This is a genomic window from Burkholderia sp. SCN-KJ (genome assembly GCF_024656005.1).
Taxonomy (GTDB): Bacteria; Pseudomonadota; Gammaproteobacteria; order Burkholderiales; family Burkholderiaceae; genus Burkholderia.
Genome location: NZ_JANKOG010000007.1, coordinates 136,080 through 160,049 on the forward strand (window position 1 = coordinate 136,080; position 23,970 = coordinate 160,049).

24 protein-coding genes are annotated in these 23,970 nt (G+C 68.5%); 9 read left to right on the plus strand and 15 right to left on the minus strand.

Annotated features, from left to right (window positions below):
- Position 1: 1 nt before the first annotated feature.
- The 3 genes from NQV17_RS13860 to NQV17_RS13870 all read right to left on the minus strand — a co-directional run bounded on the left by NQV17_RS13860 (position 2) and on the right by NQV17_RS13870 (position 3,673).
- Entirely contained in the window at positions 2-1,309 is a 1,308-nt protein-coding gene (locus NQV17_RS13860) for an MFS transporter (RefSeq protein ID WP_044848509.1), read from the minus strand.
- Between the two features lie 85 nt (positions 1,310-1,394).
- A complete protein-coding gene (locus NQV17_RS13865) occupies positions 1,395-2,690 on the minus strand; it encodes a CaiB/BaiF CoA-transferase family protein (protein WP_257772719.1) in 1,296 nt (431 codons plus the stop codon).
- Positions 2,687-3,673 (minus strand): hydroxymethylglutaryl-CoA lyase, encoded by a 987-nt coding sequence (locus tag NQV17_RS13870; protein ID WP_257772720.1) that lies wholly within the window; start codon positions 3,671-3,673, stop codon positions 2,687-2,689. The genes NQV17_RS13865 and NQV17_RS13870 overlap by 4 nt, the downstream gene beginning before the upstream one ends.
- Before the next feature lie 173 nt (positions 3,674-3,846).
- Between NQV17_RS13870 and NQV17_RS13875 the strand changes: the two genes are divergently transcribed.
- The 3 genes from NQV17_RS13875 to NQV17_RS13890 all read left to right on the plus strand — a co-directional run bounded on the left by NQV17_RS13875 (position 3,847) and on the right by NQV17_RS13890 (position 6,775).
- Positions 3,847-4,668, plus strand: coding sequence for an IclR family transcriptional regulator (locus NQV17_RS13875; RefSeq protein ID WP_257772721.1), 822 nt, complete (start codon positions 3,847-3,849; stop codon positions 4,666-4,668).
- Between the two features lie 134 nt (positions 4,669-4,802).
- On the plus strand, positions 4,803-5,441 hold the full coding sequence (locus tag NQV17_RS13880; RefSeq protein WP_257772722.1) for a 2-hydroxychromene-2-carboxylate isomerase: 639 nt from the start codon (positions 4,803-4,805) through the stop codon (positions 5,439-5,441).
- A 638-nt stretch (positions 5,442-6,079) separates the two neighbouring features.
- Entirely contained in the window at positions 6,080-6,775 is a 696-nt protein-coding gene (locus NQV17_RS13890; RefSeq protein WP_044848504.1) for a phosphatase PAP2 family protein, read from the plus strand.
- 136 nt (positions 6,776-6,911) lie between these two features.
- On the opposite strand, the gene NQV17_RS13895 is transcribed toward NQV17_RS13890, so the two are convergent.
- Positions 6,912-7,571, minus strand: a complete 660-nt coding sequence (locus tag NQV17_RS13895; RefSeq protein ID WP_124486094.1) for a glutathione S-transferase family protein — start codon at positions 7,569-7,571, stop codon at positions 6,912-6,914.
- 130 nt (positions 7,572-7,701) lie between these two features.
- On the minus strand, positions 7,702-8,772 hold the full coding sequence (locus NQV17_RS13900) for an MBL fold metallo-hydrolase (protein WP_257772841.1): 1,071 nt from the start codon (positions 8,770-8,772) through the stop codon (positions 7,702-7,704).
- A 235-nt stretch (positions 8,773-9,007) separates the two neighbouring features.
- Between NQV17_RS13900 and NQV17_RS13905 the strand changes: the two genes are divergently transcribed.
- Both NQV17_RS13905 and NQV17_RS13910 read left to right on the plus strand, forming a co-directional pair.
- Complete coding sequence (locus NQV17_RS13905) at positions 9,008-9,913, plus strand: HTH-type transcriptional regulator ArgP (protein ID WP_257772723.1); 906 nt, start codon at positions 9,008-9,010, stop codon at positions 9,911-9,913.
- Between the two features lie 168 nt (positions 9,914-10,081).
- Positions 10,082-10,294 (plus strand): DUF1059 domain-containing protein, encoded by a 213-nt coding sequence (locus NQV17_RS13910; RefSeq protein WP_257772842.1) that lies wholly within the window; start codon positions 10,082-10,084, stop codon positions 10,292-10,294.
- Positions 10,295-10,407: 113 nt separating this feature from the next.
- Here the strand turns inward: NQV17_RS13910 and ltaE are convergent, their stop codons facing one another.
- Positions 10,408-11,421, minus strand: coding sequence for a low-specificity L-threonine aldolase (gene ltaE / locus NQV17_RS13915; RefSeq protein WP_044848499.1), 1,014 nt, complete (start codon positions 11,419-11,421; stop codon positions 10,408-10,410).
- Positions 11,422-11,808: 387 nt separating this feature from the next.
- Between ltaE and NQV17_RS13920 the strand changes: the two genes are divergently transcribed.
- The 3 genes from NQV17_RS13920 to NQV17_RS13930 are packed head-to-tail and all read left to right on the plus strand — an operon-like array spanning position 11,809 to position 14,419.
- Positions 11,809-13,230, plus strand: a complete 1,422-nt coding sequence (locus NQV17_RS13920; protein WP_257772724.1) for a cytochrome ubiquinol oxidase subunit I — start codon at positions 11,809-11,811, stop codon at positions 13,228-13,230.
- Positions 13,231-13,260: 30 nt separating this feature from the next.
- On the plus strand, positions 13,261-14,268 hold the full coding sequence (gene cydB / locus NQV17_RS13925; RefSeq protein ID WP_257772725.1) for a cytochrome d ubiquinol oxidase subunit II: 1,008 nt from the start codon (positions 13,261-13,263) through the stop codon (positions 14,266-14,268).
- A complete protein-coding gene (locus NQV17_RS13930; protein WP_044848496.1) occupies positions 14,240-14,419 on the plus strand; it encodes a hypothetical protein in 180 nt (59 codons plus the stop codon). Before cydB ends, NQV17_RS13930 begins: the two co-directional genes overlap by 29 nt.
- Before the next feature lie 105 nt (positions 14,420-14,524).
- Here NQV17_RS13930 and NQV17_RS13935 read toward each other — a convergent pair whose 3' ends face one another.
- From NQV17_RS13935 to NQV17_RS13970, 8 genes are all read right to left on the minus strand, one after another.
- Positions 14,525-14,812 carry a helix-turn-helix domain-containing protein gene (locus NQV17_RS13935; RefSeq protein ID WP_044848495.1) on the minus strand — a complete coding sequence of 96 codons (288 nt, stop codon included), beginning with the start codon at positions 14,810-14,812 and terminating at the stop codon, positions 14,525-14,527.
- 14 nt (positions 14,813-14,826) lie between these two features.
- The gene (locus tag NQV17_RS13940) at positions 14,827-16,143 is read right to left on the minus strand and encodes a type II toxin-antitoxin system HipA family toxin (RefSeq protein ID WP_257772726.1); all 1,317 of its coding nucleotides are present in this window, start codon (positions 16,141-16,143) and stop codon (positions 14,827-14,829) included.
- 120 nt (positions 16,144-16,263) lie between these two features.
- Positions 16,264-16,458 carry a YqaE/Pmp3 family membrane protein gene (locus NQV17_RS13945; protein WP_044848494.1) on the minus strand — a complete coding sequence of 65 codons (195 nt, stop codon included), beginning with the start codon at positions 16,456-16,458 and terminating at the stop codon, positions 16,264-16,266.
- Between the two features lie 281 nt (positions 16,459-16,739).
- Positions 16,740-17,195, minus strand: coding sequence for a TIGR00725 family protein (locus tag NQV17_RS13950; RefSeq protein WP_374692711.1), 456 nt, complete (start codon positions 17,193-17,195; stop codon positions 16,740-16,742).
- Between the two features lie 70 nt (positions 17,196-17,265).
- Positions 17,266-18,096 (minus strand): ABC transporter permease, encoded by an 831-nt coding sequence (locus NQV17_RS13955; protein WP_257772728.1) that lies wholly within the window; start codon positions 18,094-18,096, stop codon positions 17,266-17,268.
- 10 nt (positions 18,097-18,106) lie between these two features.
- Positions 18,107-19,195, minus strand: coding sequence for an extracellular solute-binding protein (locus NQV17_RS13960; RefSeq protein ID WP_124486086.1), 1,089 nt, complete (start codon positions 19,193-19,195; stop codon positions 18,107-18,109).
- Positions 19,196-19,230: 35 nt separating this feature from the next.
- On the minus strand, positions 19,231-20,262 hold the full coding sequence (locus NQV17_RS13965) for an ABC transporter ATP-binding protein (protein WP_257772729.1): 1,032 nt from the start codon (positions 20,260-20,262) through the stop codon (positions 19,231-19,233).
- Between the two features lie 7 nt (positions 20,263-20,269).
- The gene (locus tag NQV17_RS13970; protein WP_124529187.1) at positions 20,270-21,121 is read right to left on the minus strand and encodes an ABC transporter permease; all 852 of its coding nucleotides are present in this window, start codon (positions 21,119-21,121) and stop codon (positions 20,270-20,272) included.
- 162 nt (positions 21,122-21,283) lie between these two features.
- Between NQV17_RS13970 and NQV17_RS13975 the strand changes: the two genes are divergently transcribed.
- Positions 21,284-22,180 carry a LysR family transcriptional regulator gene (locus NQV17_RS13975; protein WP_044845028.1) on the plus strand — a complete coding sequence of 299 codons (897 nt, stop codon included), beginning with the start codon at positions 21,284-21,286 and terminating at the stop codon, positions 22,178-22,180.
- Positions 22,181-22,259: 79 nt separating this feature from the next.
- Here NQV17_RS13975 and NQV17_RS13980 read toward each other — a convergent pair whose 3' ends face one another.
- Positions 22,260-23,936: an alkaline phosphatase family protein gene (locus NQV17_RS13980; RefSeq protein WP_257772730.1), complete on the minus strand. Its 1,677-nt coding sequence runs from the start codon at positions 23,934-23,936 to the stop codon at positions 22,260-22,262.
- Positions 23,937-23,970 lie beyond the last annotated feature (34 nt).

Consider the following 23,970-nt stretch of genomic DNA (forward strand, 5'->3'; position numbering starts at 1 on the left):
GTCATTCGCTCCGGTCGAATGCGTACAGCGACAGCGTGAGCAGCGTCGTGATCGCCAGCACGATCGCGAGGCCGAGCATCCCGGCCGTGAAGGTGCCGAAGCCGTCCTTCAGGTAGCCGACGAGATAAGGGCCCGCGAATCCGCCGAGCGCGCCGATCGAATTGATCAGCGCGAGCCCGCCGGCCGCCGCCTGGCCGGACAGGAAGCGCGAAGGCAGCGTATAGAAGATCGTACGGCCGGCAATCGTGCCGATCAGCGCGAGCGTGATGCCGACGAGTGCGGGCCCGAGCGTCAGGAAGTGGGTCGACACGCCGAGCGCCACCGCGCCGATGGCCAGCCCGATCGCCAGGTTCGCGACCGGGCCGCCGCGCCGGTCCACCCGCTTCGCCCACCACAGCAGCGCGACGGTCGCGAAGAAGTACGGCACCGCGGAAAGCCAGCCCGTCTGCATCGTCGACATGCCGTGCGCCTTGAGCATCTGCGGCAACCAGATGCCGATCCCGTAAGAACCCATCGTGAAGCCGAACGAGATCAGCGCGAGCACGTACACGCGCACGTCGCGCAGCGCGACGCCGAAGTGCTTCTTGCGGCCGGCGGCCGCGCCTTCGCGCTCGAACGCGCGCTGCAGCGCGGCACGCTCGTCGCTCGACAGCCACGCGGCATCCGCGGGCGAATCGGACAGCAGCTTCAGCACGAAAAAGCCGAGCGCGCACGCGGGCAGCCCTTCGACGATGAACATCCACTTCCAGCCCGCAAGGCCGAGCGCGCCGTCGAGCTGCAGCAGCCACGTCGACAACGGGCCGCCGATCAGCGACGACAGCGGTGTCGACACCGTGAACCACGCGAGCACGCGGGTGCGGTAACTCGCCGGAAACCACACCGCGAGGAAGAAGATCACGCCCGGAAAGAACCCGGCCTCGCCGATGCCGAGCAGCAGCCGGATCGCATAGAAACTCGTCGGCCCGGTCGCGAGCGCGGTCGCCGCCGCCATCAGCCCCCACGTGATCATGATGCGCGCGAGCCAACGGCGCGCACCGAAGCGATACAGCGCGAGATTGCTCGGCACCTCGAACACGCAATAGCCGGCGAACATGATGCCCGCGCCCCAGCCGAACTGCGTCGCGGTCAAGCCGAGATCGCGGTTCATCGTGAGCGCCGCGAACCCGACGCTCGTGCGGTCGAGGTAGTTGAAGAAGTACGCGAGCGCGAGCAGCGGAATGAAACGCCACGCGGCCTTGCGCACGGCCCGTTGCTCGATCGACGCGTCGGTTTCGCGATCGGCGGCCAGCGCCGGGGAAGCGGATGTCATGGTTGTCTCCGTGGATGCGGCGCTCCGTGCCCGCGCGATCGCACGGGCACGACGCCTTTTGTTCGTTCGATGGATCGCGGCGGCGCTACGCGCTCGCCACTTCGTTCGCCGAAGGCGCATCGGCCGCCACGTCCGGCGGTTGGCCGTCCGCGCCGTGTCCGTGCGACCCGGCGACGACGCCGGCTGCGATCAGCGCCCGGGCCTCGTCCGGCGTATAGCCGAGTTCGCCGAGCAACGCGCACGTGTCCTGACCGAGCGCGGGCGGCGCCGCGCGCAGCCGCAGGCGCTCGCCCGCGAGCGTGAGCGGCAGCAGCGCGGTACGCGTGTCGACCGGCCGGCCGGCGCTGCTCGCGTCGGCCGGCAGCGTCACGGCTTCGAGCCCGCCCGTCGCGAGCAGATGCGGATCGTCGAACAGGTCCTGCGGCTTCGTGATCGGCGCATACGGCAGGCCGATCGATTCGAAGATCGCGCCGATCTCCGCGGCCGAATGCGCGGCGAGCCGCGCACGCAGTTCGGGCAGCAGCCACTCGCGGGCCTGCACGCGCAAGTTGTTGGTTGCAAGACGCGCATCGTCCTTCAGCGCGGCGAGGCCGAATGCATCGCAGAACAGCGCCCATTGCGTGTCCGATACGACCGCGAGAAAGATCTGCTCGCCGTCCCTCACCGAAAACACGTCATAGACCGCCCACGCGGAAATGCGGCTCGGCATCGGCGACGCGGCCTGCCCCGTCACCGCGAACTGCATCATGTGCTGCGCGACGAGGAACACGTTGTTCTCGAACAGCGAACTCTGCACCTGCTGGCCGCGGCCGGTGCGTTCGCGCTGCGCGAGCGCGGCCATCGCGCCGATCGCGCCGAACATCCCGCCCATGATGTCGTTCACGCTCGAGCCCGCACGCAACGGCCGGCCTTCGGGGCCCGTCATGTACGCGAGACCGCCCATCATCTGCACCACTTCGTCGAGCGCGGTGCGATGTTCGTACGGCCCCGGCAGGAAACCCTTGTGCGACACGTACACCAGGCGCGGATTCAGCGCGGACAGCGCGGCATGGCCGAGCCCGAGCCGATCCATCGTGCCGCTCTTGAAGTTCTCGCTGAACACGTCCGCCGTCGCGACGAGCCGCCGCACGATCTCGAGCCCGCGCGGATCCTTCACGTCGACCGCGAGGCTTTTCTTGTTGCGGTTGAACATCCCGAAGAAGCCCGCGCCGGAACCGCGCAGCGCACGCGTGCTGTCGCCCGCGATCGGTTCGATCTTGATGACTTCCGCGCCGAGATCCGCGAGCAGCATGCCGCAGGTCGGGCCCATCACCATGTGCGTCATCTCGATCACGCGCACGCCTTCGTACGGCAGCGCCGCGGCCGGTTGGCGATCGTTCATTGCGCGACTCCCGTCAGGCAACCTTCCGGCTGGGCCGCCGACGGCGCACGGCCGTCCGCGTAACGGAATCCCTTCGGCAGCCCCGCGTCCGGCACGTGGCCGTACAGCGGCTCGGCAGGCAGCGCCGCGTGCAGGATCGCGCGCGCGGCGAGCAGCGCATCGGCGTCGATGCCCGTGTCGATCCCCATCGACTCCAGCAGGAACACGAGATCCTCGGTGACGATGTTGCCGGTCGCGCCCGGTGCATACGGGCAGCCGCCGAGACCGCCCTGGCTCGCGTCGATCGTCGTCACGCCGGCGTCGAGCGCGGCAACGACGTTGGCGAGCCCCTGCCCGCGGGTGTTGTGGAAGTGCGCGCCGCCGGCCTTGTCGCCGACTTCGCGTTGCAGGCGCGCGAACAGCCGGCGCACCTGCACGGGATTCGCATAGCCGCTCGTATCGGACAGACCGATCTCGTCGACCCCGCATTCGGCCATCGCAGCCGCCATCGCGATCGTCTCGTCGTCGGAGACCGCGCCGGCAAGCGTGCAACCGAACGCGACCGACACGCCGGCCTCGATCCGCACCGACGGAAACCGCGCATCGCGCAGCGCGACGATCGCGCGCACCTCGTCGATCATCTGCGCCGGCGTCTTGCGGATGTTCGCCAGCGAGTGCGCCTCGGTCACCGAGACCGGCAACGTCAGCTTGTGGACGCCCGCCTCGAACGCGCTTTCGGCGCCGCGCAGGTTCGGCGCGAGCGCGGCGACGTGCAGCCCGGGAATCGCCAGCGCATGCGCGACGACTTCCCGCACGTCGGCCATCTGCGGCAACAGCCGCGCGGGCACGAACGACCCGACCTCGATCTCGCGCAGGCCGGCCGCGGCGAGCGCGGTGATCCACCGTAGCTTGTCGGCCGTCTGCATCACGGCCTTGATGCTCTGCAGGCCGTCTCGCGGCCCGACCTCGCTGACCAGCACCTCTGGATACCCGGAAACGCTCATTCGACACCTCATAGTTCTATTCAAAAGAACAACGTTCTATTTGACGGAACTTTAGAGGCGCGTCGAATCGCCTGTAAGCGGGGTATACCCGTGAAATTGCGATTTTCTGGAACTTGTGTTCTATCAGACAGAACGATATAGTGGATCGACCGTCACCCAAGGACCAGCAAGCCGTGCCTCCGACCTCGCTCCCCGCAGAACACACCGGCGCAGCACCCGACTCGTCGGCCGACGCCTCCAGCGGCGTCGCCGTCCTCGATCGCGCGTTCGCGATCCTCCATGCGTTCGGGCAAACCGACGACCGGCTGTCGCTCGCGGAACTGTCGCGCCGCACCGGGCTGTACAAGAGCACGATCCTGCGCCTGCTCGCCGCGCTCGAGCACGGCGGCTTCATGCGCAAGCTCGACGACGGCCAGTACGCGATCGGACACGAGCCGCTGCGGCTCGCCGCGCTGTATCAGCGCTCGTTCCGGGTCGGCCCGGTCGTCGAACCGCTGCTCGAGACGCTGAGCCGCGAACTCGGCGAAACGGCGTCGTTCTACGTGCGCCACGGCGAGATGCGCTCGGTGCTCTACCGCGTCGAACCCGCGCGGACGGTGCGCGTGTCGATCCGGGTCGGCGAGGAGTTTCCGGTTCACCAGGGGGCGTCCGGGAAGGTGCTGCTCGCGTTCACCGACCCGCACGATGCACGCTGGAACGACATACGCGAACAGTTGTGGGCCGCGTCGTACGGCGAGCGCGACCCGGAGACGGCGTCGGCGTCCGTGCCGGTGTTCGGCGCGGCCGGCGATTGCGTCGGCGCGCTCACGGTGTCCGGCCCGAAATCGCGGCTGGCCGCCGCGCCGGCGATGGCCGCGGCGCTCGCGCTGCTGTTGCCGCTCGCGCAGAAGGCGACCGTCGCGCTCGGTGGCGCCGGCGCGCGCTACGACGCGCAGGCCGTGCGCGACAGTCTCGCGCGCTTCACCGCGGCGGCGGGCGAACCCGCGCAGTCCTAGCCGGCACGCGCGTCCGGCGACGCGGCAGCGCAAACGCCAGCCGCATGCGACACTGGCCGCTGCCGCATGCAGCGCGCCGCCCGCCGGCGCGGCCCATGCCACTGCCGTCCGGACACGCACAAGGGAACCCCACGATGAACGCCCCGCGCACCGCCACCTGGTATTTCGATTTCGTCTCGCCGTTCGCCTACCTGCAGCAGGAACGGTTCGACCAATTGCCGCCTGCCGCCGCCTACGAGCCGAAACCGATCGTGCTCGGCGCCGTGCTCACGCACTGGGGCCAGAAAGCGCCGGCCGAGATCGCGGCAAAGCGCATCTTCACCTATCGCCACGCGCAGTACCGCGCGGACAAGCTCGGCATTCCATTCCGGATGCCGCCCGCGCATCCGTTCAACCCGATCCGGCCGCTGCGTCTCGCGATCGCGATGGGCAACACGCCCGATGCGATCCGGCGGATCTTCCGGCACATCTGGCGCGACGGCCAGGACGTATCGACGCCAGAGGGTTTCGCCGCGCTGTGCGAGGCGGTCGGCTTTCCGGAAGGCGTGACGGCGGTCGACGCGCAAGCGGTGAAGGACGCGCTGCGCGCGAACACCGATCAGGCGATCGCGCATAGCGTGTTCGGCGTGCCGACCTTCGAACTCGACGGCGACCTGTTCTGGGGCGACGATGCGACCGACATGTTCGTCGACTGCGCGACGTCCCGCGCGTGGCTCGACTCGCCCGAAGTGCGCCGCATCAGCGCGCTGCCCGAAGGCATCCGGCGCGGCTGACGGCGCGCCTCGGCGCTGGCGGCTCACGTGTCGCGTCGTTCGACGCGCAGCCGCCTCGATGCGCGTGCTGTTCTCGGCATGTTCATCGGGATGACGAGCGGCGCCGCGCTCGGCGGTTCGTTGCTCGCGCAACTTGACCGGCATGCGGTGATCGCGCCGGCGCCGACGACGCCGCCAGCGGCACTGGCCGTGCGCACGTGGCGCCGTCGATTTTCGGCTTCGCGATTGGAAGGCGAACGGGGCCGCAGGGGTTGCCCGCCTTTTCTTTTATTTTCGATCGGTGCTGTGCGGCCCCGCGCGGCACGGCCGATTCGTGCGACAGACAGCCGGCATTCGTTCATCCGATGCAATATTCGGAACGCGTCGCCGGATTGCGCAGTTCAACCGATTATTTTTTCGCCCGCGTCCGGCACGCGCGCGCAATCATCGGATCATTTCCCACGGCCGCACCGCACGGCCGTCCGCAATCCGGCCCCATCGGCAAAGTACGTGTTCTCAGGGGATTCCCGGTATTTTTTCCCATTTTCTTCGAAATTACCGGTGACATACTTGCCCCCCATTGCGCTCCGGTGCGAGCGCGCTTCCTGATCCCTGCCGGTCGCATGTCCTGTGCTGCGTGTCCGCCGGGGTCGCAGAACATGAACAATTTCGACACCACGATCCAGATCTTCCTCACCCACATTACGTTCGGACCGCTGATGAATCATGCGATCCGCGTGATCGCCGGCCTCTATACGTTCAAGGGCTTCGTCCTGATCCCCGTGCTGTGCTGGCTGTGGTTCCAGCCGGGACCGCAGCGCGAACGGCAACGCGAGCTGGTCATCGCGACGGTCGCGAGCGGGCTCGTCGCGCTCGCGTTCGGCCGGTTGCTCGCGAAAGTCCTGCCGTTCCGCGTGCGGCCGATCTACAACCCCGACCTGCACCTGCACTTCCCGTCCGAGGAATTGCGCGCGGCCACGCTGCAGGCCTGGAGTTCGTTTCCGAGCGATCACGCGATGCTGTGGATGGCGATCGCGACGGGCATCTTCATCATCGCGCGACGCGCGGGCGTGTTCTCGCTGCTGTACGCGGTCGTGTTCATCTGCGTGCCGCGCGCGTATCTCGGCTATCACTACCCGACCGACCTGATCGCCGGTGCCGCGATCGGCATCGCGCTCGCGTGGCTGCTGACGCGCGATGCGATTCGATCGCGCTTCGCGCCGCAGGTGCTGGAGGCGATCCGGCGCTTCCCCGCGCCGGCCTATACGCTCGCGTTCCTGCTGTGCTTCGAGCTGATCACGCAGTTCGACGAACTGCTGACGCTCGCGCAGTCGGTCAAGCATACGGCGATGTGACGGGACGGCGCCGCCATGCATCCGCTGCTGTCGACACGACGCCCGGGCACGCGCTGCCGGCCCTGCGCGGCGGCATCGCGCCCGGCGCGCGCCGCCGTCCGGATCGTCGCCGCCGCGGCGACGGCGGCCGCGCACGTCAGTCGCGGTCGGGCGCCCCGAGCGGGAAGAACGAGCGATACGGCCGGGCTTCGTCGACCGCACGCGCGAACGACGGCCGCGCAAGCAGCCGCCGGCGATATGCGATCACGTTCGCGAACGACGGATCGATCCGGTGCGTCCAGTCCGCGTAGAACAGGAACGGCGCCGCGCCGCAGTCGGCGAGGCTGAAACGGTCGCCGGCCGCCCATTCGCGATCGGCCATCGTGCGATCCAGCCATGCGTACGACGTTTCGAGCATCGCGCGCGCATCGGCGACACCCCGCGCATCGCGCTCGTGTTCCGGCCGCAACGCATCGAACACGACCTTCTGCTGCGGCGTCGCTACATAGTTGTCGAAGAAACGATCCATCATCCGCACTTCCAGCGCCGCGCGCCGGTCGTCGGGCACCAGCCGCGCGGGGCCCGGGTGGTAGAGATCGAGATACTCGACGATGATCGTCGCCTCGATCACGGTACGGCCCGCGTCGACGAGCACCGGGAAGCGCTTCAGCGGCCACAGCGCGGCCAGTTCCTGCATCGGCTTCGGATCGTCGTGCGCGAGCACGCGATAGTCGAACGGCGTGCCGTTCTCGTACAGCGCGGTCAGCACCTTCTGGCAATAGGACGAAAAGGGATGGGCGTAAAGCGTCGGCGTCATCGTGGGTCTCTCGGGGTTTCGGCGCCGCGTGATGCGGCGCCACGTGATCGGATACCTTGACGACGAACGGCGCCGGGCCGAATCGACACCGGGCCGAACATTTTTTTTTCCGTTGCGCGGCATCGCGCCGCTACGACCGGCCATCCATCACGACGCGGCCTTCGCCGCGCCAGCGCAGCATCCCGCCGCCGAGGTTCGCGACGGCATCGAAGCCGGCCTTCAGCAGGATCACGGTCGCCTGCGCGGAGCGGCCGCCCGCGCGGCACACGGTCACGATCGGCCGGTCGCGCGCGAGTTCGCCGGTGCGCGCGGCCAGTTCGCCGAGCGGAATCGGCGTCGCGCCCGGCAGGTGGCCGAGCGGGCCCGTGAATTCGTCCGGCTCGCGCACGTCGACGACCTGCACCGCCGGCAGGTGATCCTCGAGCCACTGCGGATCGATTTCCCAGAACCCGGCGAACGTATAGACGAGCGGCGCCCAGTCGGGCGCCGCCTGCACGTCGGGCGCGTTCGCGGCGAGCCCGCACTGCAGGTTCGCCGGCACCGCGACGTCGATCTGGCGCGGATGCGCGAGCCCGAGGTTGCGCATGTAGCCCGCGAAATCGTCCTCGCTGAGATCGCCGCCGAGGCGCGGATTGAAGCGCCGCTCCTCGCCGACGCTCGTGACCGTGAGCCCGCGATAGTCGTGCGCGGGATACAGCAGGCATGCAGCCGGCAACGTGAATAGGCGGCCGTGCACCGCGCGATACAGCGCGCGCGGGTCACCCTGCTGGAAGTCGGTGCGGCCGGTGCCGCGAATCAGCAGGCAGTCGCCGGTAAACGCCATCGATTCATCGTCGAGCACGAGGCTGATGCAGCCGCTCGTGTGGCCCGGCGTCGCGCGCACGGTCAGGTAGCGCGCGCCGAATGCGCAGCGATCGCCGTCGTTCAGGTAGCGGTCGGCGCCCTGCGCGCCGCTCGCGGCCGAAATCGCGATCGCGCTGCCGGTGCGCTGCTTCAGCAGCCACGCACCCGTCACGTGATCGGCGTGCACGTGCGTATCGACGGTCGCGACGAGCCGCAGCCCGAGCTCGTCGAGCAGCGCCGCATCGCGGCGCACCTGCTCGAACACCGGGTCGATCAGCAACGCTTCGCGCGATGGGCGGTCGGCGAGCAGGTACGTGTAGGTCGACGATTGCGGGTCGAAGAGTTGCCGGAAGATCATCGCGAAGTCGCTCCGTCGGCTGGGCGTGTCGGTCGGGTAGAGGATGCGGGTCATGCAACCCGCACCGCGTGTAGCGCCGGCTCGCGGCGCACACGTTTCATACAGCGTAGTTCAAAACGCGCGTGCCACCGGCGTCGTTGCACGCGGCGAGACGTCACGCCGCACCCGGTCCGTCGCACGTGCTGCCTTACACTACCGCCTGTTCTCGTCTTACGTTCACAAGAATTGCGTCGACATGTCTCTGACGATCGATCCGAAGCAAGCCGCCGCGCTGCTGGCCGTCGCCGACACCGGCAGCTTCGAGCAGGCCGCCGTGCGCCTGCACGTGACCGCGTCCGCCGTCACGCAGCGGGTCCGCGCGCTGGAGGCGAGCCTCGGCACGCCGCTCGTGCTGCGCACGCGGCCGTGCCGGCCGACGGCGGCCGGGCAGCGCGTGCTGCAGCACCTGCGCCGCGTCGCGCTGCTGCAGGCCGACCTGCAAAGCACGCTCGCGACCGAGCGCGAATCGCCGATCTCGGTCACGATCGCGCTGAACTCCGACAGCCTCGGCACCTGGTTCCTGCCCGCATTGACGTCGGTGCTCGCGGGCGAGCGCATCCTGTTCGAGCTGATCGTCGAGGACCAGGACCACACGTTCGCGCTGCTCGAAAGCGGGATGGCCGTCGGCTGCGTGACGACCGAGCCGAAGCCGATGCGCGGCTGCGTCGCGACGCCGCTCGGCACGATGCGCTACCGGCTGCTCGCGGCCGCCGCGTTCGCGCTGCGCTGGTTTCCGCGCGGCCTGAACCGCACGGGCGCGCGCGATGCGCCGGTCGTCGCGTATTCGCGGCGCGACACGCTGCAGTCCTCGTTCCTGAAGGAGAAGTTCGGGTTGCCCGAAGGCGCGTATCCGTGCCACTACGTGCCGGGCACGCACGCGCATTTCGCGGCGGTGCGGCACGGGCTCGGCTACGCGATGGTGCCGGAGCCGCTGCTCGGCGGCACACCGCTCGACGCGCAGGGGCTCGTCGATCTCGCGCCGCTGCATCCGACCGACGTCACGCTGTACTGGCACGCATGGACCGTGCAATCGCCGACGATGGCGTCGCTGTCCGCACGGGTGGTCGAAGCGGCGCGCCGATTGCTCGCGCCGCTGCCGTGACGAGCGGATGATCGACACCGCCGGCGCGGCACGTCGCGCGGCATGTGCGGCATGCGTGGCCAAGAGAAACGCCGCCGCGCCGCCTATACTTTTTCCATCGGCCCCGCGAACGCGCCGCGCGGCCGATCACGCACATCCGGCCGTTCCCTTTCCCGTGAGGAGAACATCATGCCCCGCCGTTATATCGATTGCCGCGAGTTTCCCAGCGCGATGAATTGCTCGGTCGCAATTTCCGCCGACTCCGACAACGAACTGCTGGAGGCCGCCGTGCAACACGCGGTCTCGGTGCACCAGCACACCGACAGCGCCGAACTGCGCACGCAGCTGAAATCACTGTTCCGCGACGGCACGCCGCCCGCCGACATGCCCCGGCAAGCGTAACCCGCCGGCACGCCAGATATCGACAGACGGGCCGCATCGCCGCCCCCGTCGCCTCCCTGCTCCTGCTTCGCGCCACGACGCGCCGGCGCCCCCGCCGGCCGGCGCATTCCGCTTTACGTCCGCCGCTGCGCGAAATACGCGCCGACCGCATCGATGAAGGTATCGATGTCCGCGCGCGACACGTCGCAGTGCGTGACGAAGCGCGACGCGTACAGCATCTGCGTGAGGATCCCGCGCGCCTTGAGCCATGCCTCGAGCGGCGCGCAATCGGCTTCGGGGAATTGCGCGAACACCATGTTCGTCGCATGCGACAGCACCTTCACCGGCTCGATGCGCGCGAGGCCTGCCGCGAGATGCGCGGCGTTCGCGTGATCGTCGGCCAGCCGCTCGACATTGTGGTCGAGCGCATACAGGCAGGCCGCCGCGAGAATGCCCGACTGCCGCATCCCGCCGCCCAGCACCTTGCGCCAGCGCTGCGCGCGCTCGACCAGCGCGCGATTGCCGACCAGCACCGAACCGACCGGCGCGCCGAGCCCTTTCGAGAAGCAGATCGACACGGTATCGAACGGCGCGCACAGTTCCGCGATCGGACGGCCCGACGCGACGGCCGCATTGCACACGCGCGCGCCGTCGAGGTGCGTGGCCAGCCCGCGGCTGCGCGCGAGCGCGACGGCTTCCTGCACATAGCCGTCCGGCAACACCTGGCCGCCGATCGTGTTTTCGAGCGCGAGCAGGCGCGTGCGGGCGAAGTGATTGTCGAGCGGCTTGATCGCCGCGGCGATCTTCGCGAGCGGCAGCGTGCCGTCAGGCGCGTTCTCGATCGGCTGCGGCTGGATGCTGCCGAGCACGGCCGCGCCGCCGCCTTCGTACTTGTAGGTGTGCGCGAGCTGGCCGACGATGTATTCGTCGCCGCGTTCGCAATGGGCCATCAGCGCGGCGAGGTTGCTCTGCGTGCCGCTCGGGAAGAACAGGCCGGCTTCCTTGCCGGCCCGCTCGGCCGCGACCGCCTGCAGACGCAGCACGGTCGGGTCGTCGCCCCATACGTCGTCGCCGACTTCGGCGGCGGTCATCGCGGCCAGCATCGCCTGGCTCGGACGTGTCACGGTATCGCTGCGTAAATCGATCATCTTCGTGCCCTGAGTGAACGCGGACCGGTACCGATGCGCCCGGCCCTGCCGAAACGAGACTCAGAGTGTACGCAATTCGCGCAGCGCTTGCCGATGCATCGCGCGGCGCCTTCGCGCACGCCGCATCGTTCCCGTGATGCGACGCGCCATATTGCCGCACGTGCGGCAGACCGCCACGCCACGGCCCGCCTGCGGCGCGCGCCGCGATCTTGATACGAATCAACGATTTATCCCGAAACCGCGCGCGCCGGGCTGGACATCTGCGACGAGTTGGCGCATTTCGCGGCGCAACATCGCGGCACATACTCCAGCCAACCCCGATGCCCCCTCCGGCCGGGGTCCGCCGGCACCCCGCCGGCGGGTATCGTCAAGCCTCGGTCAACTGGTATGGACACCGCATTTTCGGCCCTCGATCTGGCCCGCCTGCAATTCGCGTTCACCGTCTCCTTTCACATCGTCTTCCCGGCGCTGAGCATCGGCCTCGCCAGCTTCATCGCCGTGCTCGAATATCGCTGGCTGAAGACCGGCAAGCAGTACTACAAGACACTCTGCCTGTTCTGGTCGAAGATCTTCGCGGTCGCGTTCGGGATGGGCGTGGTTTCCGGCGTCGTGATGAGCTATCAGTTCGGCACCAACTGGTCGGGCTTCTCGAGCTTCGCCGGCTCGGTCACCGGCCCGCTGCTGATGTACGAGGTGATGACGGCGTTCTTCCTCGAAGCCGGCTTCCTCGGCATCATGCTGTTCGGCTGGAACCGCGTCAGCCCGCGCGCGCACTTCGGCGCGACGCTGATGGTCGCGATCGGCACGCTGATCTCGACGTTCTGGATCCTCGCGTCGAACAGCTGGATGCAGACGCCGCAGGGTTTCGAGATCGTCGACGGCCGCGTCGTGCCGACCGACTGGTTCGCGATCGTCTTCAACCCGTCGTTCCCGTACCGCCTGTTCCACATGGCGATCGCCGCGTTCATCGTCGCCGCGCTGGTGGTGGCCGCGACGGGCGCGTGGCACCTGCTGAAGGGCCGCCGCGACAAGGGCGTGAAGAAGATGTTCTCGATGGCGCTGTGGCTGCTGCTGGTGCTCGCGCCGCTGCAGGCCGTGATCGGCGACCAGCACGGCATCAACACGCTGAAGCACCAGCCCGCGAAGATCGCCGCGATCGAAGGGCTGTGGGAAACCGAAAAGGGCGGCACGGCGCTCAACCTGTTCGGCATTCCGGACATGAAGGCCGAAACGACCCGCTACGCGGTGCAGGTGCCGCACCTCGGCAGCCTGATCCTCACGCACAGCTGGGACGGCGAGATCCGCGGGCTGAAGGAATTCCGCCCCGAGGATCGTCCGAACTCGACGGTCGTGTTCTGGAGCTTCCGGATCATGGTCGGCCTCGGCTTCGCGATGATCGGCCTCGCCGCGCTCGCGTGGCTGCTGCGCCGCCGCGGCAGCCTGTATGAATCGAAGTGGTTCCAGCGCCTCGCGCTCGTGATGGGCCCGACCGGCTTCGTGTCGCTGCTCGCGGGCTGGGTGACGACCGAAGCGGGCCGCCAGCCGTGGGTCGTGTATGGCGTGATGCGCACCGCGCAGGCCGTGTCGCCGCTGTCGGTGCAGCAGGTCAGCCTGTCGATGATGACGTTCGTGATCGTCTACTTCCTCGTGTTCGGCACCGGCGTGTACTACATGCTGAAGCTGATGAAGGCCGGCCCCGCGCTGCCCGACGTCAAGCACGACGCGCGGCACGGCGAGCCCGACACGCGCCCCGATCACACCGCGCGCCGCCCGATGTCGGCCGTCGACGAGCTGATCGAGACCGTCTGAGCCCACCCACTTCCGCAAACGAGAAAACCTATGGACGTCACCGTAATCTGGGCCGCGATCATCGCATTGGGGCTCTTCATGTACGTCGTGCTCGACGGCTTCGACCTCGGCATCGGCATCGTCTTCCCGTTCTTCCCGGACGAGAAGGAACGCGACCTGATGATGAACACCGTCGCGCCCGTGTGGGACGGCAACGAGACGTGGCTCGTGCTCGGCGGCGCCGGGCTGTTCGCGGTGTTCCCGATCGTCTATTCGACGGTGCTGTCGGCGCTGTACCTGCCGCTGATCTTCATGCTGGTGTGCCTGATCTTCCGCGGCGTGTCGTTCGAGATCCGCGCGAAGGCGCGGCGCACGAAGCAGCTGTGGGATCTCGCGTTCATCGGCGGCTCGGCCGGCGCGACGCTGTTCCAGGGGATCGCGCTCGGCGCGTTCCTGCAGGGCATCGACGTGAAGGACGGCGTGTACGCCGGCGGCGCATTCGACTGGCTCACGCCGTTCAGCCTGCTGACGGGCCTCGGGTTGATCGTCACGTACGCGCTGCTCGGCTGCTGCTGGCTCGTCGCGAAGACGGAAGGCGACCTGCAGCGGCGCCTGCATCGCGTCGTGTGGCCGCTGACCGTCGTGCTGCTCGGCTTCATCGCGGTCGTCAGCCTGTGGACGCCGCTGCAGGATCCGGCGGTCGCGCAGCGCTGGTTCGATTCGGGGCTGTTCTGGCGCCTGCTGCCGGTGCCGTTCCTGGTCGCCGGGTGCGCGGTGTGGATGCGTCGCGCGGTACGCCACCGGCACGACATGACGCCGTTCGTGCTCGCGCTGGCACTCGTGCTGCTCGGCTACGTCGGCCTGCTCGTCACGATGTTCCCGTATGCGATTCCTCAGACGATGACGATCTGGGAAGCGGCGGCGCCGCGGTCGAGCCAGACCTTCACGCTGGTCGGCGCAGCGGTTATCCTCCCGATCATCATCGCCTACACGACGATGGGTTACTGGGTATTCCGAGGCAAGGTGCGCCATGAAGACCAGCATTACTACCACCACTGATCCCGCCGCCCGCCGGCCCGACGCGCCGCGGCCGCGGATGCGCGGCTGGATGTGGTTCGTCGTCCTGTGGGCGGGCGGCGTGCTCGGCGCCGTCACGCTCGGCTATGCGTTCAAGATCTTCATGAACCTGACGCTGTTCGCGGTGAAGTAAAAGGCAGCGCGCCGGCCGGGCGATCGCGTCACGCGCGCGGCCCGGACGCGGCGCGCATCGATCGCCCGATGGATGCGTGATCCGCTGCCTCTTCCTCCGCGTGCGTTATTGCGGCGCCCGCCGCACGACGCCGAGCTTCAATCCCAGCATGCCGAATATGCGGTTCATCGTCTGAACCGTCCCGTCGCTGCGGCCCTGCTCGATATCCTGAATCGTCTTTGTCGACACACCGGCGAGCTTCGCCATTTCGGCGCTCGTCAGCCGCATCGTCTGCTTCAGATGACGCACGGATTCGCGCAGCGACCACTCGGGATGCGCGAGAACGTCCTCGATCGCTTGCCGGCGCAACGCGAGCTGATCGGGAAGCGACATCGCGTTATAGCGTTTGTCCATCGTGTCGCCCTCGCCTAGCGCAGTGCATCCAGTTCGCGGGCGAGCCGCTCGATGCCCGGTTTCAGGAAAGCATGCACATCGTGCTCCAGTCCGAGATCGACACCCCGATCGGCGATCTCCTGCAAGCGCGGCGCCATTGCGTGCAGCCGTGCCCACAATGCGTCGCGATCCAGCGCGGCATGCGCCTCCCCCGCCTGCGGCTCGCTCGACCGGACGACCGCATCGAGTACCCGCGCCCAGTCTGGCTGACCACCGTCATTTCCTTCCCAGCGGATGCGCCGTGCGATGCCGTCGGGATGCAGATACATCGGTGCGAAGTCGTAAAGCGGCGTCAACGCAACGCGTCCATCGAAGTCGCGTTGCAATGCCGTGTTCCGTGCATGATTGTCTTTGTTCCCCAACGCGAGATTCGCGACGTCGCGGCACAGATACTCGGCCACCTCGGCTTGAGGATCCGTGCATCGGCGCACGAGATGCCCGCACACCTCGTCGTGACTCGGCACGACGCCGAAGCCGGCTTTTCCGGTCAGCGACGCAATACTTTCCTGAGCGAACCGGACAACGCTGCCACCAACGCGCGCGCGATCGAACCGCGGAATGAATAGCGACCGATCGCGCAGCGTCAGCGGCGCATGCACGCGCAATCCAAGACGCTGGGCCAATGCCATGTAGGGCGCTTCGTGACGAAGGATCTGTGCAAGACGCTCGTTCGTGCCACGTCCGAACTTGACGATGTAGTGCGCGACCGCGCGCGCATCGGGCAGCGTGTGATCGAGATAGAGCAGTCCGTCGTCGGCACGGGTCAGCAGCAGCTTCGGCCACTCGCCCTGCACACCCGAGGAGCCCGCGACGAAGAATCCATGTTCGGCGAGGTATTCGCTGAATGCGTCTCCGCGTGCGGCAACGTCATCGTCGGTAAATCCTTGCCGCGGCCCCTGGCGCTCGGCGAGCCACTGCGCGGCTTCCTTGATCCGCAGATTGCCGATCGAGTTACCGGCTCCCGCGAGCAGCAACGGCCAGTCGGCACGCTCCTCGGCTGTTTCCGGCAGATCGAGGCGGCGCAACAACTCCTGACGGCCGAAGCCTTGCGGCAGCAAATCGATCAGGAAAATCGGCCAATGGGGCGTCACCAGTGGCTCGAGATCGACCGGAAAACCGCATGCCATCGCGTGCGCATCGCGGGCGAATTGATGTCGAACGATCCATTCGACGTCGTAACCCGTATAGGCACGACTGCGCCAGCCCTCGTCAGGCTCGCCGAAAAGGGTGACGACGCCGACGTCGTGCCAAATACCATCGGCGTGGAGTTGGATCGTGCAGGAAGCGTTCATTTCAGCAGAAATCTATACAAATCATGCCGTTCTTCGTAGCTGAATTATATAAATTTCTACCGAAATAGGAATCGAGCCCCTTGAACTCCGGAAGCAGCGGTCGAGGGAAACTGCCGCCGCTTACCGCCGCTCGCGCAGCGCCGCCTCGATCTTGCGATCGGTCTTGTACTGGCTCAGCGCATACACCGACCAGATCGCGGCCGGCAGCCATCCGATGATCGTGAGCTGCAGGATCAGGCAGATCACGCCGGCGATCGGGCGGCCGATCGTGAAAAACTGGAACCACGGCAGCAAGAGGGCAAGCAGCAGACGCATCGGATTTCCTTTTCGCATCGTTGAAGAACAGCGTACGCGGCCAATATGGCGCGTGACGCACCCCATTTCAAGCCGGCGCGCGCCCGGCACGCAACCGAGGCCCCGCGCCGGAACATCCGCACCGCCCCCGCCTTCTTCACCCGCCGGCCGCAAAAAAACGGCCCTCGCATCGCGCGAGAGCCGTATCGGAATCGCTGGAGAAGGTACCGCGCCGCGCCCGGAACGTGTGCCGCATGCCGATCCGCTCGCGTCCGCGTGTTCCCGTCAGCCTGGATGCCGACCTACGCCGAACCGGACAGCCATCGCGCAACCTGCGCGACGAGCGGATCCGCTTCGTCGAAACGCTCGACGCCCGGCACCTGCGGCGCGTCGCAGATCGCGAACACCGGCTTGCCCCATTGCAGCCCCAGCGCGATTTCGGACAGCGTGCCGAGACCGCCGCCGACCGCGATCAGGCACAGCGACGCGCGCGCGATCAGCGCATTGCGCGTGATGCCGAGCCCGGTCGGCAGCGCGACCGACAGGTATGGATTCGCGTCCCGCGCATCGTCCTCGGGCAGCAGCCCGATCGCGCATCCGCCCGCGGCCCGCGCGCCGCGCGCCGCGGCCTCCATCACGCCCTGCTTGCCGCCGCCGACGATCGCGATGCCCGTCCCCGCGATCGCGTGCGCGATCCGCTCGGCGACGGCGAGCTGCGCGTCGGTCGCGTCGCGCGGCCCGATCACGCCGACCGGCATCCGGTGCCGGCGTGCGCCGCGCTGTCGCTGCGCGACCTGCGCCAGCGCGGCGCGCGTGTCGTCCGACCATTCAATGACGTCGTTGCCGTGCAAGTCCTTCCCCCAGTGCAAGAACGCAGGTGCAAAGCGCCGTCAGCACGATCGACAGTACGGCGGCCTGCGAGAAATCGGTCTGTCCGTCGGACAGCTTCAGGTACATCAGCAGCGGCAGGATATTGACCTGCGTGCCGGCCAGCGCGAGCGCCGTGCCGTACGTGCCGAGCGCGATCGCACCGACGAGGCACCACGCCGACGCGATCGACGGCCACAGCTCGCGCCACGCGATGTCGATCCACGCGCGCCACGGCCGCGCGCCGAGCGTCAGCGCCGCCTCGAGCGGCCGCCGGTCGAGATTCGCGAGCGCCGGGTAGAGCATCAGCGCGACGCGCGGGATCAGGTAGTACGCGTAGGCGAACGCGAGCCCCGGCATCGTGTAGATCGCGCCGCCGACCACGGTCGGGTCCGCGCCGAGCGACGCCAGCAGCATCGTCACGAAGCCGGCGCGGCCGAACACGAGGATGAAGCCGTACGCGATCACGAGGCCGGAGAAGGCAAGCGGCACGCCGAGCAGCGCGAGCGACCAGCGGCGCCGCGCCGGCGACTGCCCGGCCAGCACGAACGCGACCGGCACGCCGACGGCGACCGACAGCGTGCCGGCGCCGATCGCGAGCGCCAGCGAGCGCACGATCGCGTCGGCGACGAGCGGATCGCCGAACACCGCGGCGAACGCACGACCGCCGCCGTCGAACGCGGCGCCGACGAGCGCGGCGAGCGGCAGCACGAAGCACGCCGCGAACAGCCCGGCCGCCGGCACCGCGCCGTAGCGGCGCAGGACGCCGCGCTGCATGGACGAAACCCGCATCGCGCGCCCCTTACTTGCCGAGCGTGGCCTGCGACCAGAGCTGGTCGACTTCGGCCTTGTGCGCCGCGGCCTTCGCGACGTCGAGCGGACGCACCTGCGGCGCGTTCGGCAGCTTCGCGGCGACGTCCTGCGCGACCGGCGTGCCGGGCACGGCCGGACGCACGAAGCCCTGCGCGAACAACCCCTGCCCGACGTCGCTCATCACGAGGTTGAGCCACAACTGCGCGGCGGCCGGATTCGGGCCGTTCTTCACGAGACTCATCGCGTACGGCGCCGACACGCTGCCGTCCTGCGGGATCACGACTTCGGCCGCATCGCCCATGCCGTCCGCGTACTTGGCCTTGAGCCCGTCGTTCTCGTAGCCGATCAGGACCGGAATCTCGCCCTTGACGAATTTTGCGTACGGCGTCGTCCCCTCGACACGCAGCACATTGCCCGCCTGCTTGAGCTTGCCGAAGAAATCCGCGCCCGGCTTCGGGTTGTCGACGCTGCCGCCGTTCGCATAGGCGGCGGCGAACACGGCGACCTGCCCCTGCCCGGTCGAGCGCGGATCGAGATAGACGACCGCATTGCGATATTCGGGCTTCAGCAGGTCCGACCAGCGCTGCGGCACGTTCTTCACGAGCTTCTTGTTGACGAGCAGCGCGATGTTCAGCGAATGCACCGCGAACCAGCGGCCGTCGGCCGCGCGGAACACCGTGGGCAGCTTGTCGAAATTGACCGGCTTGAACGGCGCGACGACGTCCTTGGCCGTCGCATCGAGCGCCGACGCCGCGAAGTAGTACGCCGTGTCGGCCTGCGGGCGGCGTCGCGACTTGTCGAGCGCGACGACCGTGGCCGCCGAGCCGATGTCGTTGTACGTGATCTCGACCTTCGGGTAGCGCTTGCGGAATTCGGCGAACAGCGACTTCCAGTTCGCCCATTCCGGGCCCGTGTCGAACGACACGACGAGCCCTTCGTCGGCGGCCTTCTCGTACAGCGCGTCCTCGCCGGGATACAGCGGCGCGGCATGGGCCAGCGCCGGCGCGAGGGTCGCGAACGCGCAGAGCGCCAGCAGGCGGCGGCGCGTCGCATGAAGGAAGTGGCGGCGTGCAGACATCGTGATTCTCCGTTGAATGAATGGGTCGCCCGCGCTCACGCGGCGGGCAGCACGAGCAGATGGCGCGGCTCGATCGACACGCAGCGCGCGGGCAGCTCGCGCCCTTCGCCGAGCAGTGCGTCGGTCGCGCCGGCCGGTACGAAGTCGAAACGCTGGGTCGCGCCGAAGTAGCGCACCTCGCCGACCCGGCCGTCGATGCGGTTCGCGACGGACTCGGGTGGATCGGGCTGCAGGTGTTCCGGCCGGATCAGCACCTCGACCGGGTCGCCCGGCCGGTGCGCACCCGTATCCGCGCGCAGCGTCGTGAACCGCACGTCGACCGCGCCATGCGCGAGCACGCGGCCGCGCAGCAGCGTCGAATGGCCGACGAAACGCGCGACCTGCGCGGTCGCCGGACGCTCGTACAGGTCGCGCGGGGTGCCGGCCTGCAGCATGCGTCCGCCGTCGACGATCGCCACGCGATCGGCCATGCTGAGCGCTTCGTCCTGGTCGTGCGTGACGAGCAGCGTCGTCGCGCCGCATGCGCGCTGCAGCGCGCGGATCTCGTCGCGCAGCTGGTGGCGAATGCCGGCGTCGAGCGCCGCGAGCGGCTCGTCGAGCAGCAGCAGCTTCGGTTCGATCACGAGCGCGCGAGCCAGCGCGACGCGCTGCTGCTGCCCGCCGGACAGCAGCGCCGTGCTGCGTCCGGCCTGCGCGGCGAGGCCGACGCGTTCGAGCATCTCGAGCGCGCGGCGGCGGCGCGGCGCCGCGGCCATGCCGCGCATCTTCAGGCCGTAGGCGACGTTGTCGACGACCGACAGGTTCGGAAACAGCGCGTAGTGCTGGAACACCATCCCGACCTCGCGCTGCCACACCGGCACGCCGGCCATGTCGCGGCCGCCGATCGCGATACGGCCGCCGTACCCGTCGAGCAGGCCGGCGGCGAGGCGCAGCAGCGTCGATTTGCCGGAGCCGCTGCGGCCCATCACGGCGAGCAGTTCGCCCTGGGCAGCGGACAGCGTGACCGCGTCGACGCCGTGACGGGCGCCCGGATACTGGAAGCTGACGTTTTCGAAATCGAGACTCATGACGGTTTCACTTCAGGCGTGGCACGGTGAGGACGGAGGCGAGCGTCGCGAGCACGGCAAGGACGAGCAGCACGACGGTGGCCGCGCAGGCCATCCCGGACGCGCCGTAGAACGCCTGCAGCAGCACGATCGGATAGTTGCGGTAACGGAAGCCCGCGATCAGGTTCGAGATCTGGAATTCGCCGATCGACAGCGCGGCGACCATCACGAGGCCGGAAAACAGGCTGTGCCGCAGGTTCGGCAGCACGACCGTGAAGAACTGGCGCAGCGGCGTCGCACCGAGCGTCGCCGCACACGCCTCGAGATGCGCGAGCCCCAGGTGGCGCAGGTCGCTCAGCAGCGTCTGCAGCAGGTACGGCAGCGTCAGCACCGCGTGCGCGGCGATCATCAGCGGCAGCGTGCCGAGCCACGGCAGCGCATCGCCGCTGAAGATCGCGATGTAGCCGAACCCGAGTGTCAGCGCCGGCACCGCGATCGGCATCAGCATCACGATGCGCGCCGCGAAGCCGCGGCCGGCCAGTGCGCGGTGATGCAGCGCATAGGCGAGCGGCAGCGCCAGCACGGCATTGATCGCGCAGCAGGCGAGCGCGACGACGAGGCTCGTGCCGAATGCGCGGGTGAAGCTGCGATTCGCGGCCAGGTCCGCGAACCAGTGCGACGTGATGCCGGTCGGCAGCAGCGTGTTCGTCCACGACTGGCCGACCGAGCCGATCAGCAGCAGCACGATCGGCAACGCGAGGTACAGCCCGAAGACCGCGACGAGCGCCTGCAGCAGCAGGCGTCCCGCGATCGCGCGCGGCCGTTTGTTACGACGAATCGGAATAGCTTCGGCAAGGGCCGGAGCGGCTGGCGGATGCATGGCGAATCTCGCTGACGGACACGGAACGGGTCACGCAACGCCCGCCGGGCAGGGCCGGCACGCGTTGTCATGACGGCCGCAGTGTGCGGATCCGACATGGCATCGTCATGAAAAAAACGTACAACGCCCGCATCGATCTGTGCGCGCAAGGAATAGTTCGCCGTGAAGCACCTGTTTCCCAACGTCGCGGAGTTGCACGCGTTCGCGACTTCCGTGAAGTACCTGAACTTCTCGTATGCGGCGCGCGAGCTGGGCCTGACGCCGAGCGCGGTCAGCCGGCAGATCGCGAATCTCGAGACGCTGTTCGGGGTGAAGCTGTTCGTGCGCGAGGGGCGCAATCTCGCGCTCACGCGGGCCGGGCAGGTTTATCACGCACGCGTGATCGGCCCGCTGCGCGAGATCGGCAACGCGTCGATCGAATTGCTGAGCGCGCGCGAGGACAGCGACCTGCTGACGATCGCAAGCGTGCCGACCTTCACGACGAAGTGGCTGGTGCCGCGCCTCGCGCGCTTTCTGGCCGGCGCGCCGGACGTCACGCTGAGTTTTCGCCGCCATCTCGCGCACGGCGACGTGTTTCCGTTCGGACTCGACGCGGCGATACGCTATGGCGACGGCGCATGGGAAGGCGTCCGCTGCGATTACCTGGACGGCCGCACGTTCGTGCCGGTTTGTTCCCGCGAATTCGCGGCGCGACATGCGCTGCGCACGCCCGCCGACACGGCCGCCGCGCCGCGGCTCGTGCACGAGCAGGCGGAAATCGCGTGGTCGCTCTGGGCGGAGCGCCATCGCGTCGCCCGGATGAACGCGCTGGCCGGGCCGCGCTTCGAACAGTATTCGGTGCTGATCCAGGCCGCGCAAGCCGGGCTCGGGCTCGCGCTCGTGCCGCGCTTCCTGATCGTCGACACACTCGCGAGCGGCGCGCTCGTCGAACCGTTCGACGCGCCCGTCGACGTCGACGCGCAGGGGCACTACCTGTGCTACGCGCCGGAGCGCCTGGAGACGAGCGCCGCGTTGCGGCGCTTCAGGGAATGGATCCTCGGCGCATGCGCGGAGCGCTGAGCGTGCCCGGCATGGCCGGGCACGCCCGGACGGCACGGCGGCGCCGGTAACACTGCGCCGTGCCGCCCGTGCCGTTGCGTCAGTGGTCGATGCCGAGCCCCGGCAGCACGTGCGTGTTCTCGACAACGACCGCGTGCAGCAGCTTCGGTTCGGCGCCGAGCAGCCCGAGGATCGTCGGCGCGACCTGCTTCGTGCCGACCACATCGCTCACGGTACGCGCACGATGGAGGCCCGGGTACGACACGAGCAGGCCGAGGTGGCTGTCGTCCGGCGCGTTGCCGCCGTGTTCCTCGTCCTTCTTCGTGCTCGACGTGTAGATCACGCCCGGATTCGGCTGGACGATGATGTCCGGCGTGCGGCCGTTGGCCGGATCGCCGAACCGGTCGGCCAGCGCCGCGCCGTACAGGATGGATGCCTGCGCGCCGTCGGCGCAGATCCCCGGCGCGTTGCAGCCGAGGTTCGCCTTCAGCGTCTGCACCACGGCCGTACGCTGGCTGCGGTCGCGCAGCCAGATCAGGCCGACGTCGTCGGTCTGCACGAAGCCCGTGCCGACCAGGCCCGAGCCGTCGTTCGGGTTGCCGGTCGTCGTGTTGTTCTGGCCGAAGTTGCCGTTCGGGTCGAGATAGCCGTTCGCTTCGAGCAGCTTCGTCAGCGTGTCGCCGTTCTTCACGAGCTTCGTGTGATCGGTCGGCGACTGGCCGTGCTTCGCCGTGACGATCACGGCCGTCGACGTGTACAGGTTGCGCTGCTTCAGCTCGGCGACGATGCGGCCGATCGAGTTGTCGACGTACGTGATCGCGTTCGCGACCTGGCCGTTCGGCGTGAAGTTCGCGTCGAGGTAGCCGCCGCCCTTCGCGACCGGCGCCTTCTGCGCGACGCTCAGCGTCTGGAAGTTGGCGCCGAACAGCGTCGGCACCGGCGCGTTCTTCGTGCCCGTCGAATCGCGGCCGTCAATCTGGTTGACCAGCGCCTGCACGTGCAGGTTGTCGAAGCGCGCCGTGTGCGAATAGACGTCGGTGTAGGCCGTGTTCGTCGCCGGGTCGATCGAGTTGATCTCGGTGCGCATCAGATCGTCGACGCCGGTACCCGACGGGCCGTTCAGCCAGTCGTAGCCCCACGCGTGCTTGTCCGCCCACGCGGTGTAGGCGTTCGGCACGCCGGCCTTGACGGCCTCGAACACCGTGTTGGTCTTCACGTAGTCGTGCGGATAGACCGGCACGCACTGGCCGCCGACCTTCGCATGCGGAATCGCCTGCGGGTTGAATGCGCCGCCGCCGTCGAGGTGCACGAGCGCGCCACCGTTGAACGCATCGATGCCGGTCGTCTCGTCGAACACGACGTTCCAGCCCTGCTTGCCCGAGCAGGTCGTGTCGCTCGGCGCGTACAGGTTGCGGTCGTACGACACGTCGTAGAACAGGCCGGCCGTCTTCGGCGAGCCGCCCGTCACGAGCGCGGCGAGCCCCGGGAACGAGTCCGACAGGCCGGGCGTATAGGCGTTCGTGTACGTGACGCCGCTTTGTGCGAGCACGGCGAGGTTCGGACACGTGTTCGCGCCGATGCAGCGTGCGAGATCCTGCTCGTGCAGGCCGTCGACGCTGATCAGCAGCACGTGCTTCACGACGCGCCGGCCGTGGCCGGTGTCGCTGCCCTGGCTGTTGCCGTCCTGCTGCGCCGCGTAGGCGCCGGCGCTTGCGAGCGCCAGCGCGCCCGCCACCATCACCGCCATTTTCCGTTGCTTAGCGAACCTGGAAATCATCACCCCACCTCATCGATTGACGTTGAACTGCGTG

Bases quoted from the DNA above. Each gene is read 5' to 3' on its own strand.
- NQV17_RS13920 (WP_257772724.1), top strand. From the start codon at position 11,809: ATGGACACCGCATTTTCGGCCCTCGATCTGGCCCGCCTGCAATTCGCG.
- NQV17_RS13970 (WP_124529187.1), bottom strand. From the start codon at position 21,121: ATGCATCCGCCAGCCGCTCCGGCCCTTGCCGAAGCTATTCCGATTCGT.
- NQV17_RS13890 (WP_044848504.1), top strand. From the start codon at position 6,080: ATGAACAATTTCGACACCACGATCCAGATCTTCCTCACCCACATTACG.
- NQV17_RS13870 (WP_257772720.1), bottom strand. From the start codon at position 3,673: ATGAGCGTTTCCGGGTATCCAGAGGTGCTGGTCAGCGAGGTCGGGCCG.
- NQV17_RS13930 (WP_044848496.1), top strand. From the start codon at position 14,240: ATGAAGACCAGCATTACTACCACCACTGATCCCGCCGCCCGCCGGCCC.
- NQV17_RS13900 (WP_257772841.1), bottom strand. From the start codon at position 8,772: ATGATCTTCCGGCAACTCTTCGACCCGCAATCGTCGACCTACACGTAC.
- NQV17_RS13910 (WP_257772842.1), top strand. From the start codon at position 10,082: ATGCCCCGCCGTTATATCGATTGCCGCGAGTTTCCCAGCGCGATGAAT.
- NQV17_RS13895 (WP_124486094.1), bottom strand. From the start codon at position 7,571: ATGACGCCGACGCTTTACGCCCATCCCTTTTCGTCCTATTGCCAGAAG.
- NQV17_RS13955 (WP_257772728.1), bottom strand. From the start codon at position 18,096: ATGCGGGTTTCGTCCATGCAGCGCGGCGTCCTGCGCCGCTACGGCGCG.
- NQV17_RS13905 (WP_257772723.1), top strand. From the start codon at position 9,008: ATGTCTCTGACGATCGATCCGAAGCAAGCCGCCGCGCTGCTGGCCGTC.
- NQV17_RS13960 (WP_124486086.1), bottom strand. From the start codon at position 19,195: ATGTCTGCACGCCGCCACTTCCTTCATGCGACGCGCCGCCGCCTGCTG.
- NQV17_RS13965 (WP_257772729.1), bottom strand. From the start codon at position 20,262: ATGAGTCTCGATTTCGAAAACGTCAGCTTCCAGTATCCGGGCGCCCGT.
- NQV17_RS13935 (WP_044848495.1), bottom strand. From the start codon at position 14,812: ATGGACAAACGCTATAACGCGATGTCGCTTCCCGATCAGCTCGCGTTG.
- ltaE (WP_044848499.1), bottom strand. From the start codon at position 11,421: ATGATCGATTTACGCAGCGATACCGTGACACGTCCGAGCCAGGCGATG.
- NQV17_RS13980 (WP_257772730.1), bottom strand. From the start codon at position 23,936: ATGATTTCCAGGTTCGCTAAGCAACGGAAAATGGCGGTGATGGTGGCG.
- NQV17_RS13945 (WP_044848494.1), bottom strand. From the start codon at position 16,458: ATGCGTCTGCTGCTTGCCCTCTTGCTGCCGTGGTTCCAGTTTTTCACG.
- cydB (WP_257772725.1), top strand. From the start codon at position 13,261: ATGGACGTCACCGTAATCTGGGCCGCGATCATCGCATTGGGGCTCTTC.
- NQV17_RS13865 (WP_257772719.1), bottom strand. From the start codon at position 2,690: ATGAACGATCGCCAACCGGCCGCGGCGCTGCCGTACGAAGGCGTGCGC.
- NQV17_RS13940 (WP_257772726.1), bottom strand. From the start codon at position 16,143: ATGAACGCTTCCTGCACGATCCAACTCCACGCCGATGGTATTTGGCAC.
- NQV17_RS13860 (WP_044848509.1), bottom strand. From the start codon at position 1,309: ATGACATCCGCTTCCCCGGCGCTGGCCGCCGATCGCGAAACCGACGCG.
- NQV17_RS13880 (WP_257772722.1), top strand. From the start codon at position 4,803: ATGAACGCCCCGCGCACCGCCACCTGGTATTTCGATTTCGTCTCGCCG.
- NQV17_RS13950 (WP_374692711.1), bottom strand. From the start codon at position 17,195: ATGCCGGTCGGCGTGATCGGGCCGCGCGACGCGACCGACGCGCAGCTC.